The following is a 17,826-nucleotide window of genomic DNA, read 5'->3' on the forward strand; positions in this document are numbered from 1 at the left end:
GCGTGACAGCGGTTGCGGGCGGCGCGGCTGGGCCGGCGGACCAGGGGGTAGCCGGTGAAGCTGAACAGGCCGTCGGGGCCGACGTAGGCGTGGGGCCCGAGGCGCCGACCCTCGTCGGTGCCGCGCCCGCGACACCCCGAGCCCGCCGGTCGGCCGGCCCGGCGACCTGCCGATCACGGGACCGAGCCCGATCGGCCTGATCAGCCTGGCCATGATGGCGATCCTGCTGGGCGCGGCGCTCGTGCGGATTCAGAAAGCGAAGCTTCCCCGGCGCCACTGCCAGTGACGGCCGGCCCGCAGGTGGTCGATGATCGCGCGTTGGAGGGCGGTCTGTCGCGGTAGCTGGTCGAGCGGCGTGGTCAGCGAGCGGAAGCCGAACCGCAGCACCTCGACGTCGGGGTCCAGGCCTTCCGGTTGCTCGTAGGGCTCCAGCTCGAACCGCCGCTGGAACCGGATGATGTTCGAGTCGTCCGGCAGGTATTCGCGCAGCTGCGGGTCGAGCAGCCACGAGCCGCACGAGAAAGTCGTGTAGTGCTCGTCGGGGAAGTGGCGTGGGAAGAACACTCGGGCCTCGTCGAGCGACGCCGTCACCGCGGCCGGAGTCAGCGGGCCCGCCTCGGGAATGTGCAGGCTGATCGCGCCGCCGCCGCGCTGGTGCTGCAGCCGGCCCAGCTCGTACAGGCCGCCGCGCGCGTGCAGGGTCAGCCAGGCCTGCATGACCGGCCAGCCCTCGCGGTTCATCCGGCGGTCGACGGCCAGGTTGCGGCCGAGATCGGCCAGCGTCGTCCACGACACGTCCTCGGTGATGCCATGCTCGCGGTGAAAGTCGAGAACAACATCGACCAGCGCCAAGTACGCGTACGAGTAGAGGTGCTGCCAGGCCGGCCCGCGCTCACGGGGCAGTTCGGGGCCGGGCGCCAGCCACTCGAAGCCCCCGAGGTCGGCCCGCACGAGAGCGATCGACCGATCGAGCAGCCACCGTAACTCCGGGGTCCACAACGGAGAGCCGGCGTCGGGCCACCCGGCGCGGATCTCGTCCGCGTCCTCGGGCCGCACGGCCAGGCGCTCGAGAATCACCCCGGCCCGCGCCTTGTCCGGCAGCGGCGCCGACGGCCCATCCCCGGCCAGCCGCTGCACCCGCTCGACATCCCCGACGGCCACCCCGAGCCGCGCCGCCGCCGCACCCAGATCCACGCCGCCGACCCTATCCTTGCCCGGTGGGGCGTGAGGTCGAGGAACTCAACCGGCGGATGCTTCGCGCCCGCGATGCCATCGACCGCGGATACGCCGGGCCTCTCGACGTCCGGACCATCGCGGCGGTCGTGCACATGTCGCCGGCGCATTTCGGGCGGAGTTTCCGGGTCGTGTTCGGCGAGACGCCGCACCGCTATCTGCAGCGGCGGCGGATCGAGCGGTCGATGTTCCTGTTGCGCGAGACCGGGCGCAGCGTCACCGAGGTCTGTTCCGACGTCGGGTTCACCAGCCTCGGGACGTTCAGCCGAACGTTCCGAGCTGTCGTGGGGCAGAGCCCCACGGGATACCGCCGCGAGCACGGACCGGTCGGGGTGCCGCACTGCGTCCAGAAGGATCGGACCCGGCCGCGATCGAGCAGTTTCGGAGAAGCCGGGGCCGCCGCGGTTTCACTAGCCTGACGGTCATGGGAATCACGAAGCTGAACGTTGCCACCATCTACGTGCTCGACAAGGCCGAGGCGCTGGAGTTCTACGTCGACCAGCTCGGGCTCGAGAAGGGCAACGACGTGCAGCAGGGCTCGTACCGCTGGCTGACCGTGCGCGTCCCGGGCGGCGACACCGAGATCTCGCTGGAGGAGCCGGGGGCGCCGCTGCACGACGAGGCGACGGCCGAGCAGCTGCGCGCGCTGATCACCAAGGGCGCGCTGGGCGGTCCGGTGCTCAACACCGATGACGTACGGGCGTTGTACGAGACGTTGAAAGCGCGCGGCGTCACCGATTTCACCCAGGAACCGACCGACCACTTCTACGGCACCGACATGGGTGTACGCGACCCGTCCGGCAACGCCATCCGGATCCTGCAGCAGCGCTAGGTCGTGGCGGCGAAGCGTTGGACCATCTCGGTGCTGCCCGCCACCACCAGCTCGGCTTCGGCCGGCACGACTGTTTCCGGAGCGGCGTACTCGAAATCGGCTCCATGGGTCTTGATGCCGACGACCGTGATCCCGTGCTTCGTGCGGAGCGCCAGCTCGGCCAGGGTGCGACCGGCGGCGTGGCGCGGGGCGCGGGTCTTGGCGATCGCGAAGCCGTCGTCGAACTCGAAGAAGTCGAGCATGCTGCTGGCGATCAGGTGGGCCACCCGCTCGCCCATCGTGGCCTCGGGATAGATGACGTGGTGGGCGCCGACCGACCGCAGGATGCGGCCGTGCTTGGCCGAGACCGCTTTGGCCCAGATCTCCCGTACGCTTAATTCGCTCAGGGTGAGAACGGTCAGCACGCTGGCCTCGATGTCGCTGGATGCGGACGGGCCTGGCGCATCAGGCAGTTATACCGCACCACCGATCTTGAGGCGGTCACGACGACCGTGGGACAGGGTGCTGTGGTGGTCGTCGCCGGGATGACTGGCCGGGTCGACGTGCACGGTGGCCCGGGCCAGACGGGGCACGTGATGGGTCAGCTGGTGCTCGGCGTCGGCGGCGATCTCGTGGGCGGCCAGCAGGCTCAGGCCCGAGTCGACGACCAGCCCCGCCTCGGCGTGCAGGCGGTGGCCGATCCAGCGCAGCCGCAGACCGGAGACGTCGCGCACGCCGGTGACTGCGCGCAGCGCCCGCTCGGCCCGGTCGACCAGTGCGGGGTCGACGCGGTCCATCAGGCGGTGGTAGATCTCGCGGGCGGCGTCCTTCAGCACGAAAGTGATGGCGACGGTGATGGCCAGGCCGACCACCGGGTCGGCCCAGCCCCAGCCGAGCCAGGCGCCGCCCGCGGCCGGCACGACGGCGAGGGACGTGTAACCGTCGGTGCGCGCGTGCAGGCCGTCGGCGACCAGGGCGGCCGACCCGATACGGCGGCCGACGGTGATGCGGTATCGGGCGACGACCTCGTTGCCGAGGAAGCCGACGACGCCGGCCGCGAAGACCCAGGGCATGTGGGTCATGGTCTGGGGGTTGAACAGGCGCTCGACGGCGAGCCAGCCGGCCGTGACGGCGGAGCCGGCGATGACCAGCACGATGACCACCCCGGCGAGATCCTCGGCGCGGCCGAAACCGTACGTGTAGGCCCGGGTGGCGGCGCGCCGGCCGATCAGGAACGCGATTCCCAGGGGTACGGCGGTGAGCGCGTCGGCCACGTTGTGCAGGGTGTCCCCGAGCAGGGCGACCGACCCCGACAGGACGACGATCAGCGCTTGCAGGGCGGCCGTGACCCCGAGCCCGGCCAGCGAGATCCACAGCGCCCGCAGCCCCTCGCGCGACGCCTCGAGCGCCGGATCGACCTTGTCCGCACTGTCGTGCGAGTGCGGCTTGACGACATGCCCGACCCGGTGCCACACCCCACTACTGCGGCGTCCGCCGTGCTCGTGGCCACGGCCCGCATCCGTGTCGTGGCCCGCGCTCGGGCTGTGGGCGTGGTCTCCGGGTCTGTGCCGGTGCTCGGACATGGCGTCATATTATGTGCTCATGTACGCACGCGACAACGTTGCAGATGCCAGTGAACTGCAGAAGCGCGCCGCCCGCGACAGCGTGATCGAGGCTGCTGCGGTGACGTTGTCGTTGCTGGGCGACGCCACCCGACTACGGTTGGCGGCCGAACTGCTCGACGGCGAGTACGACGTCACCACGCTCACCGCGGCCGTCGGCGCGGCGCGGCCCGCGGTCTCGCAGCACCTGGCCAAGCTCCGCCTGGCCGGCCTGCTGACGATGCGCCGCGACGGTCGCCGAGCCCTCTACTCACTGGCCGACGAACACGTCCAGCGGCTGGTGACCGAGGCGCTCCACATGGCGGAACACCGCCTGTCGGACCACCCCGGCCACCACCGGCTGTCATAGGAGTGCGCGGATCTCGGTGGCGAACTGGGCTGGGTCGGTCAGATGGTGGAAATGTTCCTCGCGGGCGCTGGAGCCGTCGGCTGCGGACAGGCGGACGGGGGACCGGCGGCGCCGGGGCGGGTGGAGGAACCAGCTTTCGTAGGCGCTGAGCAGAGCCGGGTCGCGTTTAGGCTGGGCGAAGGGGCGTAGGGATTCCGGGACTTCGTTGAGGCCGGCCGCGCTGATGATGTCGTCGACGGCCGGGGTGGCGGTGGCCGGTTCGTCGACGGTGATGACTGCCTGGGTCGTGTAGCTGTCAGCGAAGGTGGTGGCCAGCCAGGCTGAGGTGCCGTGTCCGATGATGATCGGTGCGCGGTGCAGCATCAGGCTGTGGACCAGAGCGGCCAGGTCCTCGGCGATCCGGGTGAGGGAGTAGTCGGCGCGGGGCGGGGACTCGCCGTGGCCGGGCAGGTCGGGTGCGATGACCGTGCAGTGGGTGGCCAGCTCGGCGCCCACGGGCCACCACATGGTGCGGTCGAAGAGGAGGCCGTGCAGCAGGACCACCGGGCGGCCGAACTGGCCCCAGCGGTCGTACACCAGAAGGTCTTTCGGGCTGGTCGTGATGTGTGTCGTGCGTCTTGGCGGTTGCGGATCCATGGCGTCCCGGCTTTCGGCGCGAGGGGATGCGGGCCGCTCCCGGCCGGGAACGACACGCTGGGAAGCGGGCCTGGGGCCGGCTTCTAGATCTGCAGAACCTCGATCAGCGCTGGGTCCTCGCATGATGCGGGCGGCACTGTCGTGAGGCACGTAGGCGCGGCCCGGCCGGAGTCGACCAGCCGCACCGGCACGACACAGACGACCGCGGTGTCGGTGGCCGGCCGCAGGCGCTTGTTGCCGGTCGGCGTCCACTCCCGGCCGTGGTGATGCTCGTGATCCGCAGGCTGCAGGCCGAGTTCGAGGCCCACCCCGCGGTAGGGAACGCCAGTTGTCGTGGCGACCGGCCCGGGATTGTCCGTGTGGTGGGCGCTGCTGGTTGCGGCGGCAGGCTCGGCCTTCTGGTGGGCGGTGGCTGGGTCGGGGCGGGCTGGGCCGTGGTGGTGGTCTGCTGTGTGGTGGTGGGGGCTGCCGGCTGAGACGAGGGCGCCGGCGGCCAGGATCAGCAGGACCATCAGGATGGCGGTCAGGCCGGACACGCCGCGCTGGTGGCGCGACATGCCGGCTTGGGTCATGCCGTTCAGCGTACGCAGGATGCCTCCGCGGATCGCGGATGAGCTTGGCCGCGGAAGCTCCGCGAGGGTTTGCGCCCACGGGGCCATCCAAAGCGCCGTCTGTTAGCGGCCGGCCAAACAAGGCCGTAGAGGGCGCGACGCTGCTCGATCGGCCCCCGGCCAGATGGGCAGCGACCAGTGGCGCTGTGGCGAGGCAGCCCGTGACCACGGCGGCGGCCGCGGTGACCTCGTGGATGTGGTGGGCCGGTCAACAGGGGCAACCGCGGACGGCGGCCGGGGCCGTGGCCGGTGACTTCGGCTGCTGGGCGCGCGCCTCGATCTCGGTCAGCATGCGGTGACGCCGGGCAGGGTTGATCGGCTCACCGCGTACGAAAACGGTGTTGATCTTGGTCGTGTTCTTGATGTCCCGCAGCGGGTCGGCGTCGAGCAGGACGAGGTCGGCCATGGCGCCTCGGGTTATCACGCCGGCGTCGCGCCGGCCCAGGTAGCGGGCCGGATTCAGGGTGGCGGTGGCCAGGGCGTCGACCAGCCGTTGTACTCGCCCGGGCCGATCGGCACCGCGGCCACGGCCGCGCGCAGCTTCTTCTCCTCGGACGACGTGTCGTACCAAATTCCGAAGAGGTGCTCCACGGTGCGCAGACCCCTGTCGCCGGCCTCGGTCAGCTCGACGAAGTCGGGCACGTGGCCGAGGAAGGGCAGGCCGAGGCGGCGGCACTCGTCGGCGACGGCGAGGAACGAATCGCGGGTCAGCCGGGTGTACGTCTTGATGAAGTCGGCTCCGGCGGCCTGCTCCACCCGCACGGCCGCCCGGGCCTGGCCGGGGTTGGCGACGGCCACGTGCACCGACCCGTCGCCGTCGAGGCCGTCCCACAGCGACGGCGAGCCGTCGACGATCCGGCTGCCGATGGACCACTGCGGGCCGAGCCGCTCCCCGCTCGCGACCTGCTGCCGCCAGGCGCGGGCCTGGGGTCCGCCGGACATCTGGCGGGTGGTCGTGACGCCGTTGAGCACGTACAGCTCGGGGTCGGTGTCGTCGATGCCCACGGCGTGCGTGTGCATGTCGGCCAGGCCCGGGATCAGGAACTTCCCGACGCCGTCGATGATCGTCGCGTCGTGCGGCACGGGCACCCGCCGGGCCGGGCCCGCGTCGAGCACGCGGTCGCCCCGGACCAGCACGGTCTGGCCGCGGCGGGCGCCGCCGACCGCGTCGATCACGGTGACACCGAGGACGGCGACCAGGCCGGCCCGGGCCTCGGCCGGCCGCGTGATGCCCAGCGCGGCGCCGGCCACACCCAAAGCCGTACCGGTGAGAAGGGTTCGTCGTCGCATGAGTTTCTCCCTGTCGGATCAGTGCTGCCGTCAGGAATCAGCGTGCTCGCGGCGGCCGCCCGGATCAGGAGTGCAGGACCCCGAATGAGGGGTGGGGTCAGCACTACCGAGATTGCCCGGAAGACTCGGAATTGCGCCCCCGGGCCGGGACGGCGGTAGCGTCACGGAAAGACCGCGCCCCCATCGCGGTCCATCGATGGAGGTTCCCCTTGCTGCGCCTTGATCCCCGAAGGCTGTGGCCGGTCCTCGTAGCACTGACCGGCCTGCTGCTCGCGTTCGCCGTCATCCCCACCGCCGCCGCCGGTCAGCCGGCCGTGGCCGCCGCCGGCACGTTCCGCAATCCCGTCGGCACCAAGCCCGACCCGTTCATGACCTGGTTCAACGGCAGCTACTACCTGACGATGACCGAGGGCGACTCGATCAAGATGCGCCGGTCGGCCAGTGTGGCCGGGCTGCTGACCGCCCCGGCCACCGAGGTGTGGCGCGACACCGACCCGTCACGCAACAAAGAGGTGTGGGCGCCGGAGTTCCATCGGCTCAACGGCCGTTGGTACATGTACTACACCGCCGACAACGGCGTGGACGAGAACCACCGGCTCTACGTGCTCGAGTCCAGTGGCGACAACCCGCTCGGGCCGTACCAGTTCAAGGCGCGGCTCGTGCCGCCCAACCGCGACGTGTTCGCCATCGACCCGGGGATCATGCAGCACAACGGGCGTCTCTACCTGGCCTGGGCCGGCACCAACGCCTACCAGCACAACGGGCTCAACGTGGCGCCGATGTCGAACCCGTGGACGGTCTCCGGCAACGCCGTCGCCCTGAACGCGGCCGGTGGCTGCCCGGAGGTGCGTGAGGGGCCGGAGTTCCTCTATCGCAACGGGCGCACGTGGATGACGTATTCGGCCTGCGACACCGGCAAGCCGGACTACCAGGTCTGGCAGATGAGCATCGCGAGCACCGCCGACCCGCTGGTCCCGGCCAACTGGCAGCAGCGCAGCGGTGCGGTGTTCAGCCGGTCCGATGCCCGGGGCGTGTTCGGGCCCGGCCACCACGCCTTCTTCAAGAGCCCCGACGGCACCGAGGACTGGATCGTCTATCACGCCAAGACCACCAGCGTGTTCACCTACACGAACCGCACGACCCGGGTCCAGCGCATCGGCTGGAACAGCGACGGCAGCCCCAGCCTCGGCGCGCCGCTGGCCATCGGGGCCACCCAGGACCTGCCGGCGGGCGATCCGGGACCGTCGACCGCCTGGATCAACGACGACGGCCGGACGAGCGGCAACGGCGCACTGGCCTACACCGGCGCCTGGAGTTCGGGCACCGGATGCGGCGCCCAGTGCTTCTGGGGCGACGACCATTGGAGCGGCGCGGCCGGGGCCACGGCGACCTTCACCTTCACCGGTACGCAGCTGGGCCTGCTCTCGGTGCGGGACGTGGGCAACGGGATCGCCGCGATCAGCGTCGACAACGGCGCCGAGCAGCGCGTCGACCTCTACAACGCCATCCGGGTCGGTGAGGCGGTCAACTACCTCACCCCGAAGCTGGCCCGCGGCACCCACACCGTACGGGTCCGGGTCACCGGCGAGCGGAACCCGGCCTCGAACGGGACGGTGGTCAGCATCGACCGGGCCGAGATAACGCCCTAACCCCGCCAGGCGGCGAGAACCCGGTCGATGTCGTCGCGGATGCGCTGCCGGGCCTCGTCGCGGGGCACCCCGTCCATCAACATCTGGTCGTACGGGGTGTCCTCGTGCCGCACCGAGGCCACCACCGCCCGCAGCACCGCGTCGGGGTCGAGCGCGCGGCCGGCGGCGCTCCGGCCGACCCGGCCGCTGCCGCGCTCGCCGGTGTGCCGGCTGATCTCGGCCGCCCGCGGCGGTGGGCAGCCGGGGAACATCCGGACGATGTGCTCGGCCAGGTCGTGCTGGAACGCCACGTCGGCGACCTCGCGCCGCTCCCGGTCGCGTTCGCGGCGGCGGGCCCGGGCCTCCTCGTCGGACAGGCACTCCTGCTCGGCCTGCTCGATCGCGGCCCGCTCGACCAGCAGGCCCTGCCGCTCGTGCCGCCGCCGGGACCGGCTGAACCGCACCACGACCGCCGACAGCCGGCTCGCCTTCTTGGCCCGCCGGGTCAGCGCGGCGTCGCCGGCCGGCAGGAACACCAGGTGGTCGAGGTCGGCGCAGGCCAGGCAGACCGGCCCGGCGTCCTCGCTCATCAGCCGGTCGGCGTCGGTGCGCCCGCACCCGGCGCAGGTGAACGGCTTCAGCGGCAGCACCACCACCAGCTCCGGCGGTTTGTTCCGGCGCGCGGTCAGCCGTTCCCGCTGCTGCTCGGTCAACTCGGCCGGCATCCACTGCACGTGGTACGCCTGTTCGCGCGCCCCGTCGCCGGCCGCGGTGAACCGCAGCGGGCGCCGGTCGCGGGTCGCCGCCACATGGTCGATCCCGCCCGAGCGCAGGCCGCGGCCGGCCACCCAGCGGTGGAAGATCTCGAGCGCGTCGGCCAGCCGGGCCGGTGACACCACGGCCACCGCCTCGAGGTGCGAGGCCCGGCCCTGCTGCCACTCCGTCACCGGGCCGGGCGGCAACCAGCCCAGCCCGATCAGCACGTCGAGCGGGCTCACCCGCTGGTGGCGCTCGAGCGCCTGCTCGGCGGCGGTCACGACCCGGCGTTCCAGCTTCGTGGCGGGCTGCATGGACGGCAGGCTACCCGCGCCCGGGTTGGCAGGGGGACTCCGAAGGTGCGATTGTCGAGCGATGGCTGACCCCTATCTGTGGCTGGAAGATCTCGGCTCGCCCGAGGCCCTGAGCTGGGTCGGCGAACGCAATGCGGAAACGCTGGCCGGGCTGACCATCGACGACACCCGGGCCGCCATTCGTGAGGTGCTCGACAGCAAGGAGCGCATTCCCTATCCGGGCTGGCGCGGTGACGGTTTCTATTACGACTTCTGGCGCGACGCCGACCACCCGCGCGGGTTGTGGCGGCGCACGACCCCGGAACAGTTCCGCCGCGCCGACCCCGAATGGGATGTGCTGCTCGACGTCGACGCGCTCAACCGGGCCGAGGGCGAGAACTGGACCTGGTCGATGGTCACGGTGTTGCGGCCGGGTTATGACCGCGCCCTGATCGAGCTGTCCCGCGGGGGCGCCGACGCGGTGGTGGTGCGCGAATTCGACCTAGTGCGCCGGGCGTTCGTCGAGGACGGGTTCACCGTGCCCGAGGCCAAGACCGACATCGGGTGGATCGACGCCGACCACGTTTTCATCGGCACCGATTTCGGGCCCGGCAGCCTGACATCGTCGGGTTATCCACGGGTCGTCAAACGGTGGCGGCGCGGCACTCCGCTGGCCGACGCCGAGCTCGTTTTCGAGGGCTCGCCGGACGACGTCTCGGTGCGGGTCAGGCACGATCCGACACCCGGGTTCGAGCGCGACTTCGCCGCTCGGTTCATCGACTTTTATCACAGCGAGCAATTCCTGCGTACGCCCGAGGGCCGTCTCGTCCGCATCGAGATCCCGGACGACGCGCGGGCCGATGTGCACCGCAACTGGCTGCTCGTCCGGCTGCGTACGCCGTGGCTGGACTTTCCGGCCGGTGCCCTGATCGCCACCGAGTTCGACCGTTTCCTGGCCGGGGAACGGAAATTCACCGTGCTGTTCCGGCCGGACGAGCGGACGTTCCTCCGGTCGTACTCGTGGACCCGGAACCACCTGCTGCTGGTCACCATGGCCGACGTCAAGACCCAGGTGTACGTGCTGACCCCCGGCACCCCGGACTGGCGGCGGGAACCGATCGGCGGCGCCGCCGAGTTCGACCAGACCTGGATCGTCGACACCGACCCCGACAACAACGACTCGTACCTGATCTCGTCCGAGGGTTTTCTGCGACCGGCCACGCTGAGCTCGGAAACCGAGGTGCTCAAGCAGGAACCGTCGTTCTTCACCGCCGAGGGCATGAATGTGCGGCAGTTCTTCGCCGTTTCCGCCGACGGCACCCGCGTGCCGTACTTCGTGGTCGGCGGCACCGGTGAGGGGCCGGCCCTGCTCGACGGGTACGGCGGTTTCGAGATCCCGTTGCTGCCGAGCTACAGCGGCATCCTCGGCCGCGGCTGGCTGGCCCGCGGCGGCACGTACGTGGTCGCGAACATCCGCGGCGGCGGCGAATACGGCCCCGAATGGCACCGGGCCGCGCTGCGCGAAAATCGGGTGCGGGCCTTCGAGGACTTCGCGGCCGTCGCCGCCGACCTGGTGACCCGCGGAATCAGCACGCCCGGCCAGTTGGGCACCATGGGCGGCAGCAACGGCGGCCTGCTGATGGGCGTGATGCTGACCCGCTATCCGGAACTGTTCGGCGCGGTCGTGGCCCGGGTGCCCATTCTCGACATGCGCCGCTACACCGAACTGCTGGCCGGCAAGTCCTGGATAGCCGAGTACGGCGACCCCGACGTGCCCGAGGACTGGGCCTATCTGCGCGAATTCTCGCCGTACCACAACGCGCGACCCGACCGGCAGTACCCGCCCGCGTTCTTCCTGACCTCGACCCGCGACGACCGGGTCCATCCCGGCCACGCCCGCAAGATGACGGCGCTGCTGCGCGAACAGGGCCACGAGGTGCACTACTACGAAAACGTGGAGGGCGGCCACGGCGGCGCTGCCGACAACGAGCAGAGGGCCACGATGTGGGCGCTGATCCTGGAATTCCTGTGGCGGAAACTCAACGGGGCAGGCCGTACTCCGCCAGCAGCAAACTGAAATTGGCGAACTCGACCCCGTCGTAGAGCCCCGCGGACGGGTTCTCGGCGACAACCTGCACCAGGCGCTGCTGCCGTGGCGTGAGACGACCGTCGACCGGACCGTCCGGGAACGCCTGCCGCAGGGCGACGCCCAGGGCCGTCAGGGCCGGTTCGGCGCTCACCTGCCGCAGCCGAGCCAGCGCCGGCTCGAAAGCGTCGACGCCGACCAGCGGGAGCGAGAGCAGGGCATAGCCGGCCAGATCCCCTTCCAGGTACGGGACGGTGTGGTCCCGCTCACGGCCGCTCGCCGCCCAGTCGAGCAGTTCGGCCCGCACGTCATCGCCCGCCGCCGTCCCCAGCAGACGGGCGGCGGCGATCGCACCGGCCCAGCGCATCAAGGGCGAATCATCGGCTGTCCGCGGTGTCGATCCGGCCAGGCCGCAGGCCACGATCGAGGTCGGGCTGCCGTGGACGGCCAGGGCCGCGTGCTCGCCGCGATACCACCCGATGACGTACGCGGCGGAATCGGCCAGCTCCGGCTCGGCCAGCAACGGCAGCAACACGGGGAGCCCGGCGCCGACCGCCTCGTAGGCCCGCAGCCCGTCCTCGTCGAGCAGATCCGTCCGCACGCCGCCCGGCAGCCACGCCTCGTCGAGGCCAACCGCGATACGCCCCAGCAGAACGAGCAAGAACTCCCGATCCGGCGTGGACGGATCAGCAATCAGCTCGAGCAGGGACGGCACAGCCGCCGCACTGGCCGAATACCGATTCCCCTGATGCGTGATGCTGTTGTACAGCTCGCCGAACGCCTCATGCCGCTCAGCCTCATCTGCGGCCCGCAGCGAGGCCAGCAGCCCCGGCACATCCTCCGCCGAGCCATACGCGTGCCGCAGCCGCGCCCACTCAACCACCGCGCCATCATGCCAGCCGCACTGATTTGTAGCTGTGGATTGCTAGCTTCGGTTCATGGGCGGAGTCGCTGATCGGGTGCCACCGTGACAGGCCGGCCGAGATCACCGCGCGACGATGGCGATGAACCGCCGCCGCGGGGTCGGGAAGAGGGTGGCGGGGATCCGCCGAGGAGCGAGCCGGGGAGCTTGCGGAAAGCTCAGGCAAGAATTGGAGACAAGGCACGGACCGGACGGGCTGATGCGGCCGCCGACTCAGCGAGCGGCCCGGGGAGCGCGCCCTTGGCTCCGAACTTCTCGACGGTCGCGATCGACTCCGGCAAGATCACGGCGTACGCGATGAATCCCGACCACCCGGTCGGCGGCAACAAATACCGGGTGATCAACAGTGCCACCGGCCTGGATGCCGCGGACGCCGACCTGATCGAGCAGCAGATCCGGCGGGGTGTCCGCGACGGGCAGCCCATCATGGGCAAAGCTGATCAGTACGGTCAGCGGTGGGCGGTCGACGTGCCGCTCAGCGGACCCGGCGGCACGGTCGTGGTGCGCACCGCCTGGATTCTCGACGCCGAATCGACCGTGCCGAGACTGGTAACCATCTCCTTCCCGTGATGGGGGCAACGTGGAGCTCTACGACACCGTTCGACTGCTGGTCGACCTGCCCGACGAGGGCCTGACGGCTGGAGCGGTCGGCGCCGTGGTCCATGTGTTCGAGCGGCCGGACGTGGCCTACGAGGTCGAGTTCACGGACGCCGACGGCCGGACCGTCGCGCAGGTGCCGCTCACCGCCGACCAACTCGAGCCGCTCGCGTCAGGTGGGTGAAGGACTTGGACCGTTGAGGCCCTCGATGCGCTGCCAGCCGTCGGCGACGGTGCCCGAGCGGAGGACGCGCGCGTCCGACCCACTCAGCGTGACCACGGCCGTGTGGCCGCCCGGAAGTTCGTCGACCGTCTGCTCGTACCAGACGATCTGGGTCAGCTCCAGGTCGATCGGGTCCGCCGAGTCGCTTGTCCGGTGGAAGCGGGCGCCGCGGAAAACCGTGCCGCGGAGGTTTCGCACGGTTGCCGTCGCCTCAGTCCACTGAGAGTTCAGGATCTCGGCGATTTGCAGCTCGGCAAAGCTTTCGGCGTCGCTCACCCGCCGATGGTCGCGGACATCATCCACGCGATCAATCCCGGTCGGCGCGACTCGGCGGAGCACGTCACTCGGCGTGACAACCAGCCTCGACAGTCACGCGCGGTCGGCGCTGCCGACGTGGAGATCAGCAATCATGGATGTAGGTTGGTAGCTTCGGTTCATGGGCGGAGTTGCTGATTCGGTGCCGCCGTGACGGACCGATCACGGTCGTCAGGGGGTCGGCCGCGGTCGCGCTCGATCGGCAGCATGGTCTCGGCCGAGCGAGCGACCGAACAGGTCATCGAGGATGGTCACCTCGGGCGCGGGCCGACCGGTCCGACGGCGGCGATGACGCCACGGCATCCGACGACGTCAAACTCCAGCAAGTCGCCCGGCGATACGAGCAGCTCGGCGACACACCACCAGAGTTCAACATCTCCCTCAATGACGCGGCACACGTCGAAGGTGGCGCGCACACGGTGAGGAAGCACGGCCCACAGCTGCCGTTGCCGAGAGAACCAGGCGTGCAGACCGTCGAGGGCCGCATCTACGGCGACACGGGTTGGGGGAAACAGGCGAGCGGGTCCTGCAAATGGACGGACGTCGGGACCATGAACCGGGAGATCAATCGCTACGTCCGCGAGAACTGGGCGGCGATCCGTGACGATCTGGCGTTCGAGCAGTACCACGAGGGCCTCTCCGGCGCCGGTCAGGCCTACTACAACAAGGGCATGTTCGGCGCGGGAGAACGGGAGGCGGAATACAGCGAAACAAGCCTTTTCCGAGTACGTATCCGAGTCGTGGCCGGTTCTGATCCCGCAGTGCCGTTCGTCGTGTCCGCCTTCCCCGCCGGGCTGGGGTGAGCCGATGGACATGTCCGGGCTGCCTGACTCGGCACGCCGGCGCGTTGCTCAGCGCTCGGCGTTGCCGCCGATCGACAAGGTGCGGGCGCTCCTGCACGGCTATGTCGCGGACGCGGATGACCTGGTTGAAGTTCGGGCGGAGCTGCAGCAGACCGCTCGGACCGACACTCTGTTTCTGCGCCAATACCTCGAGGCGCTCGAGATTGTCCTGGCCGAACCTCAGCCGTCGGGCATGTTGCTGCGGCTGGTCGAGGGCGACGCCAACTGGGGCCTCGACCACGACCCGACCGATGCGGGGGCCGCAGTGTTTCTGCGTGAGGTGGCCGAGATCCTGCGCCGGGTGCTGGCCGCCGCCTAGTGCCTTCGTCAGCCGCCGACCAGGGGGGTCAGGCGGATGAAGGTGACCTCGGGTTCGTGGCGCAGGTCGATCACGTCGTCGAGGGATTCGACCTGGCGGGTGGGGGTGAGCATGACGAAAGCGTTGTGGCCGAACGCCTCGCACGCCACGTCGGCCTCGGTGGTCCATTCGAGGTGGTGGCCGGGTGGCCGGTGGCCGGCGTCGGTGGGGCGGACCAGGCTGTGGAAGACGGCCGTGTCGGCGGCGTTGTGGCGGGCCACCTCGTCGCGGACGCGTAGGCGTAGCAGTTCGCGGGCGGTCATGTGGTCGGGGAGGTCGGGTAGGCGCCACGACTTGAGGGGGCGGCCGGTCATGGTTTCGTCGCGGAGCAGGGCTTCGGGCATGACGGTCCTCAGTGGGGGAGCTGGCGCAGGATGTCGGGGTCGGTGATTTTGTCGTCGGCGGCCAGCAGCAGGGCCTTGGAGAGGATCACGGACAGGCGTTCGTCGTCGTCGAAGGGGAGGGTGACGCGGGTCTTGCGGGTGGTGGGGACGATGCACAGGTACGTGTCGGCCGGTTCGATCAGAATGTTGGCCGAGCCTAGGTGGATCTTGTAGGTGGCTCGGGTGCCGCGGACGCGCAGGAAGCGGTCGGTCAGCTCGCAGCGGTCGGCCACGGCCAGGCGGGGGAGCACCCGGGACAGGGCGTCGCGGCGGACCTCGGCCCCGGCCGTCAGGGCGCCGAAGCCGGCCCTCGACCAGTACGCCCCGAACGGGTGCTCGCCCCGGTCGGACCAGGTGTCGTCGGCGGCGATCGACGTGACGCCGACGAACAGGTCGACGTCGCGCATCGCCTCGCTGAGCACCCGGGGCGGCACCTCGGCCAGCGGCGCCGGAGCCCACCGGCGACCCTCGCGGCGGGCGAAGCGCACCTGGTCCGTCGAGCAGTACTCGTCGGCCCGGGTGTGGTGGAACGTCGCCTGCCAGGTGCCGGCGGCCAGCTCTTTGGTCGCCTCGCTGTGGTCGCCCCCGTCCCACAAGCCGAGGAACGGCGCCGACCAGCCTCGCACGCGCATCAGCGCATAGGCCTGGCGGTAGCGCAGGATGTGGCCGGCGAACCGGTTGGAGTAGGTGCCTGCCTGTTCCTCTGCGGGCGTCAGACGGTAGACCTCGCGGAACGCCTGCTTGAAGGGCTGCCGCCCGAGCTGGTCACGCCACCGGGTGACCTCGGCGACGTCGGCCTCGACCGGATGCCAGAGCCGCACCACGAACCCCGGGCCGCCGGGCAGGCCGTCGCCGGGCCGGCCGGTGACCCACTCATGCCCGTCGGCTGAGCTCTGCCACAGCAGCCGCCGGGCGATCGTGCCGGTGACCGGGTGGCGCAGGTAGCGATCCTGCCAGGTTTCCCAGGCCCAGGTGCGGTCGTGGGCGAGCAGGCCCTCGAGCCGGACCCGTTCGGCGGCGAGCGTCTTGGTGACCTCGCGGACCGAGGCCCCGGGGGCAAGTGCGCGAGCCTTGTCGCCCACGATCTCGACGGTCTCGGAGCGGCCGTGCTCGTCGAGGCCGTGCCGCTCGACCGTGAGCTCCTCGGCCTCGCCCGGCGCCCACCCGCGGGCCGCGCCGGCCCGGTCGAGCGCCGCGCGCACCCGCAGGCGCAACGGTTTGCTGCGGACGGCGACGCTCAGCCAGGCCAGCGCCCGCGGTGGGCCCGAGCCGGGCCGGTCGGCCAGAATTTCGACGACCGCGGCCGCTGTGCGGAACGCCCGCGGGAACGCGCCCCGCCCGCCGGGCTCGCCCGCCACCTCGGCCACCTCGGCCAGCAGCTCGGTGGTGTCGTCGGAGGCGTCGAGCGACGCCATCCAGCACAAGCCGCGCAGCATCTGGTCGTGGTCGTCGTGGACGGTCTCGGCCGTGAATGCGAACACAGCGAGCACGTCGGTGACCACCTCGGGCACGGTGACCGCGGCAGCCTGGCGCAGCCAGCGCTGGGTCGGCACCGGTTTCGTCAACGTCGACGCGAATTCGAGGGCCGCGATCGTGGCCGGCTCGCCCGCGCGGTCGCCCAGACGGACGCGGGCGGCCGGCCCGAAACTGTCGCGATCGGACAGCAGGTGGGGCGGCAGCCCGCCGGTTACCCGGGCCAGCACCCGCCCGTAGCGCTCGGTCAGCCCGCGGCGGACGGCGCCCGGCATGTCGGGATCGTCGCTGATCTCGGCCAGGACCGCGGTCAGCACCGCCTGGTAGGACCGGAGCTCGTCGACCGGCAGCTGGGCGGCGATGTTCACGGCCAACTCGTAGCAGTCGCCGTCGTACGGGGTCGGATGGTCGTAGGCCCGGCGCAGCGCCCACGGCAGGTCGCCGGCGGTCGACGGGAGAAGGGAGAGCCAGCGATCCATGGCGTGCATCATGCCGCCGGGGTACGACAGAAACAGCCCTAGGACCAAGCGGCAGGCACAGTACGAAGGTCTTCCGTGACCCGTTCGCGCAGGGTGGCGGTGTCGGGCACGAACACGGCCGCCTCGGACTCGAGCAGGGCCAGCAGCAGGTGGCCGGTCCCGGTGGCGGTCTTGTGGATCAGCTTGTCGAGCAGTGGCCGCCGGCCGAGCGCGAGCATGAGGCGCACGTGATCGACGGCGGGATGGGGATCGTCGGAGCGGCTCAGCGCGGGACTGCAGAAGAATCGGCGGAGCCCGTCGGCCTGGCCGTTCTCGTACGGGAAAAGGAAGCTCGTGCCGGAGCAGTGCGGCATTTCGAGCATCGCACGCATCAGATGGGCCGGCCCTGCGAACGGCACTCCGGCCGATTCGAGCGCGACCGTGATGACGACCCGGACGGCCGGTGTCCATCCTGGACGGCCGTGAGCCCAAGGCAGGCGCCGGGCCCGCCATTCGACGTCGCGCAGAATGGCCGGCACCTCGGGATGGAAAGGACCGGACGACGGCTCGGCCGCATCGGGCACGTGGGACGGCGCGATGGCGAAGTTCCGCACGTTGTTCCACGAGGCGCCCCGCATGAGCGCTCTGTCCTGCGCCGCGATCCAGGCCGCCACATCGAGCGTGGTGACCGCCGGCCCGTTCCGGCCGGCCGCCGCCGCGTACGCCTGAATGAGCGCCCGCATGGCCAAGCCCCCGAGCGACGTCTCCATGACCACGACGGTACGAAACCGTGCCCACCGCAGCGTGAAATCATATGCGCGCAACGTGATGCTCCGGTGTTACGCATCGCCGATGGCAGCCGGTGGGCGGGCGGCACCGAGCGGACGGATTCGGGTCATTTCACGGCATGGCGGCCGCGTTCGTCACCGCTTGCGGTGCT

22 protein-coding genes are annotated in these 17,826 nt (G+C 70.8%); 9 read left to right on the forward strand and 13 right to left on the reverse strand.

Features of this window, described 5'->3' with window-relative positions; all coding sequences use genetic code 11:
- Window positions 1–249: 249 nt before the first annotated feature.
- A complete protein-coding gene (locus M1L60_RS29315) occupies window positions 250–1,194 on the reverse strand; it encodes an acyltransferase domain-containing protein (protein WP_253240768.1) in 945 nt (314 codons plus the stop codon).
- 23 nt (window positions 1,195–1,217) lie between these two features.
- Here M1L60_RS29315 and M1L60_RS29320 point away from each other — a divergent pair, with 23 nt between their 5' ends.
- Together M1L60_RS29320 and M1L60_RS29325 are read left to right on the forward strand one after the other, a co-directional pair.
- Window positions 1,218–1,652 (forward strand): helix-turn-helix domain-containing protein, encoded by a 435-nt coding sequence (locus tag M1L60_RS29320; RefSeq protein ID WP_253240769.1) that lies wholly within the window; start codon window positions 1,218–1,220, stop codon window positions 1,650–1,652.
- Window positions 1,653–1,657: 5 nt separating this feature from the next.
- Window positions 1,658–2,065, forward strand: a complete 408-nt coding sequence (locus M1L60_RS29325; protein ID WP_253240770.1) for a VOC family protein — start codon at window positions 1,658–1,660, stop codon at window positions 2,063–2,065.
- Here the strand turns inward: M1L60_RS29325 and M1L60_RS29330 are convergent.
- Window positions 2,062–2,517, reverse strand: a complete 456-nt coding sequence (locus M1L60_RS29330; protein WP_256517386.1) for a potassium channel family protein — start codon at window positions 2,515–2,517, stop codon at window positions 2,062–2,064. The genes M1L60_RS29325 and M1L60_RS29330 overlap by 4 nt on opposite strands.
- A complete protein-coding gene (locus M1L60_RS29335) occupies window positions 2,518–3,627 on the reverse strand; it encodes a cation diffusion facilitator family transporter (RefSeq protein WP_253240772.1) in 1,110 nt (369 codons plus the stop codon).
- Window positions 3,628–3,646: 19 nt separating this feature from the next.
- Here M1L60_RS29335 and M1L60_RS29340 point away from each other — a divergent pair, with 19 nt between their 5' ends.
- Window positions 3,647–4,015, forward strand: a complete 369-nt coding sequence (locus tag M1L60_RS29340) for an ArsR/SmtB family transcription factor (protein ID WP_253240773.1) — start codon at window positions 3,647–3,649, stop codon at window positions 4,013–4,015.
- Here M1L60_RS29340 and M1L60_RS29345 read toward each other — a convergent pair.
- The 4 genes from M1L60_RS29345 to M1L60_RS29360 all read right to left on the reverse strand — a co-directional run bounded on the left by M1L60_RS29345 (window position 4,010) and on the right by M1L60_RS29360 (window position 6,552).
- Entirely contained in the window at window positions 4,010–4,591 is a 582-nt protein-coding gene (locus tag M1L60_RS29345; RefSeq protein WP_253240774.1) for an alpha/beta fold hydrolase, read from the reverse strand. The genes M1L60_RS29340 and M1L60_RS29345 overlap by 6 nt on opposite strands.
- Before the next feature lie 143 nt (window positions 4,592–4,734).
- On the reverse strand, window positions 4,735–5,223 hold the full coding sequence (locus M1L60_RS29350) for a hypothetical protein (protein ID WP_253240775.1): 489 nt from the start codon (window positions 5,221–5,223) through the stop codon (window positions 4,735–4,737).
- A 247-nt stretch (window positions 5,224–5,470) separates the two neighbouring features.
- Window positions 5,471–5,833 (reverse strand): amidohydrolase family protein, encoded by a 363-nt coding sequence (locus tag M1L60_RS29355; protein WP_253240776.1) that lies wholly within the window; start codon window positions 5,831–5,833, stop codon window positions 5,471–5,473.
- Window positions 5,722–6,552, reverse strand: coding sequence for an amidohydrolase family protein (locus M1L60_RS29360; protein ID WP_253240777.1), 831 nt, complete (start codon window positions 6,550–6,552; stop codon window positions 5,722–5,724). Before M1L60_RS29360 ends, M1L60_RS29355 begins: the two co-directional genes overlap by 112 nt.
- A 209-nt stretch (window positions 6,553–6,761) precedes the next feature.
- Between M1L60_RS29360 and M1L60_RS29365 the strand changes: the two genes are divergently transcribed.
- The gene (locus M1L60_RS29365; RefSeq protein ID WP_253240778.1) at window positions 6,762–8,201 is read left to right on the forward strand and encodes a glycoside hydrolase family 43 protein; all 1,440 of its coding nucleotides are present in this window, start codon (window positions 6,762–6,764) and stop codon (window positions 8,199–8,201) included.
- Here M1L60_RS29365 and M1L60_RS29370 read toward each other — a convergent pair.
- Entirely contained in the window at window positions 8,198–9,250 is a 1,053-nt protein-coding gene (locus tag M1L60_RS29370; RefSeq protein ID WP_253240779.1) for a DUF2293 domain-containing protein, read from the reverse strand. The two genes, M1L60_RS29365 and M1L60_RS29370, sit on opposite strands and share 4 nt — an antisense overlap.
- Before the next feature lie 61 nt (window positions 9,251–9,311).
- Between M1L60_RS29370 and M1L60_RS29375 the strand changes: the two genes are divergently transcribed.
- Window positions 9,312–11,306, forward strand: coding sequence for a prolyl oligopeptidase family serine peptidase (locus tag M1L60_RS29375; RefSeq protein WP_253240780.1), 1,995 nt, complete (start codon window positions 9,312–9,314; stop codon window positions 11,304–11,306).
- On the opposite strand, the gene M1L60_RS29380 is transcribed toward M1L60_RS29375, so the two are convergent.
- Window positions 11,269–12,198 carry a hypothetical protein gene (locus tag M1L60_RS29380; protein ID WP_253240781.1) on the reverse strand — a complete coding sequence of 310 codons (930 nt, stop codon included), beginning with the start codon at window positions 12,196–12,198 and terminating at the stop codon, window positions 11,269–11,271. The two genes, M1L60_RS29375 and M1L60_RS29380, sit on opposite strands and share 38 nt — an antisense overlap.
- A gap of 279 nt (window positions 12,199–12,477) precedes the next feature.
- Between M1L60_RS29380 and M1L60_RS29385 the strand changes: the two genes are divergently transcribed.
- Together M1L60_RS29385 and M1L60_RS29390 are read left to right on the forward strand one after the other, a co-directional pair.
- Window positions 12,478–12,807: a DUF6883 domain-containing protein gene (locus M1L60_RS29385; protein WP_253240782.1), complete on the forward strand. Its 330-nt coding sequence runs from the start codon at window positions 12,478–12,480 to the stop codon at window positions 12,805–12,807.
- 10 nt (window positions 12,808–12,817) lie between these two features.
- A complete protein-coding gene (locus tag M1L60_RS29390) occupies window positions 12,818–13,018 on the forward strand; it encodes a DUF4926 domain-containing protein (RefSeq protein ID WP_253240783.1) in 201 nt (66 codons plus the stop codon).
- Here the strand turns inward: M1L60_RS29390 and M1L60_RS29395 are convergent.
- Window positions 13,007–13,333: a hypothetical protein gene (locus M1L60_RS29395; protein ID WP_253240784.1), complete on the reverse strand. Its 327-nt coding sequence runs from the start codon at window positions 13,331–13,333 to the stop codon at window positions 13,007–13,009. The genes M1L60_RS29390 and M1L60_RS29395 overlap by 12 nt on opposite strands.
- A gap of 503 nt (window positions 13,334–13,836) precedes the next feature.
- Here M1L60_RS29395 and M1L60_RS29400 point away from each other — a divergent pair.
- On the forward strand, window positions 13,837–14,175 hold the full coding sequence (locus M1L60_RS29400; RefSeq protein ID WP_253240785.1) for a hypothetical protein: 339 nt from the start codon (window positions 13,837–13,839) through the stop codon (window positions 14,173–14,175).
- Between the two features lie 4 nt (window positions 14,176–14,179).
- Window positions 14,180–14,533 (forward strand): hypothetical protein, encoded by a 354-nt coding sequence (locus M1L60_RS29405; RefSeq protein ID WP_253240786.1) that lies wholly within the window; start codon window positions 14,180–14,182, stop codon window positions 14,531–14,533.
- 8 nt (window positions 14,534–14,541) lie between these two features.
- Here M1L60_RS29405 and M1L60_RS29410 read toward each other — a convergent pair whose 3' ends face one another.
- From M1L60_RS29410 to M1L60_RS29420, 3 genes are read right to left on the reverse strand one after another with little or no spacing between them, the layout of a single operon-like run.
- Window positions 14,542–14,916: a hypothetical protein gene (locus M1L60_RS29410; RefSeq protein ID WP_253240787.1), complete on the reverse strand. Its 375-nt coding sequence runs from the start codon at window positions 14,914–14,916 to the stop codon at window positions 14,542–14,544.
- A gap of 8 nt (window positions 14,917–14,924) precedes the next feature.
- Complete coding sequence (locus M1L60_RS29415) at window positions 14,925–16,907, reverse strand: DUF4132 domain-containing protein (protein ID WP_253240788.1); 1,983 nt, start codon at window positions 16,905–16,907, stop codon at window positions 14,925–14,927.
- A 38-nt stretch (window positions 16,908–16,945) separates the two neighbouring features.
- Complete coding sequence (locus M1L60_RS29420) at window positions 16,946–17,656, reverse strand: hypothetical protein (protein WP_253240789.1); 711 nt, start codon at window positions 17,654–17,656, stop codon at window positions 16,946–16,948.
- Between the last annotated feature and the right edge of the window lie 170 nt (window positions 17,657–17,826).

It is taken from the genome of Paractinoplanes aksuensis (assembly GCF_024137025.1).
Lineage (GTDB): Bacteria > Actinomycetota > Actinomycetes > Mycobacteriales > Micromonosporaceae > Actinoplanes > Actinoplanes aksuensis.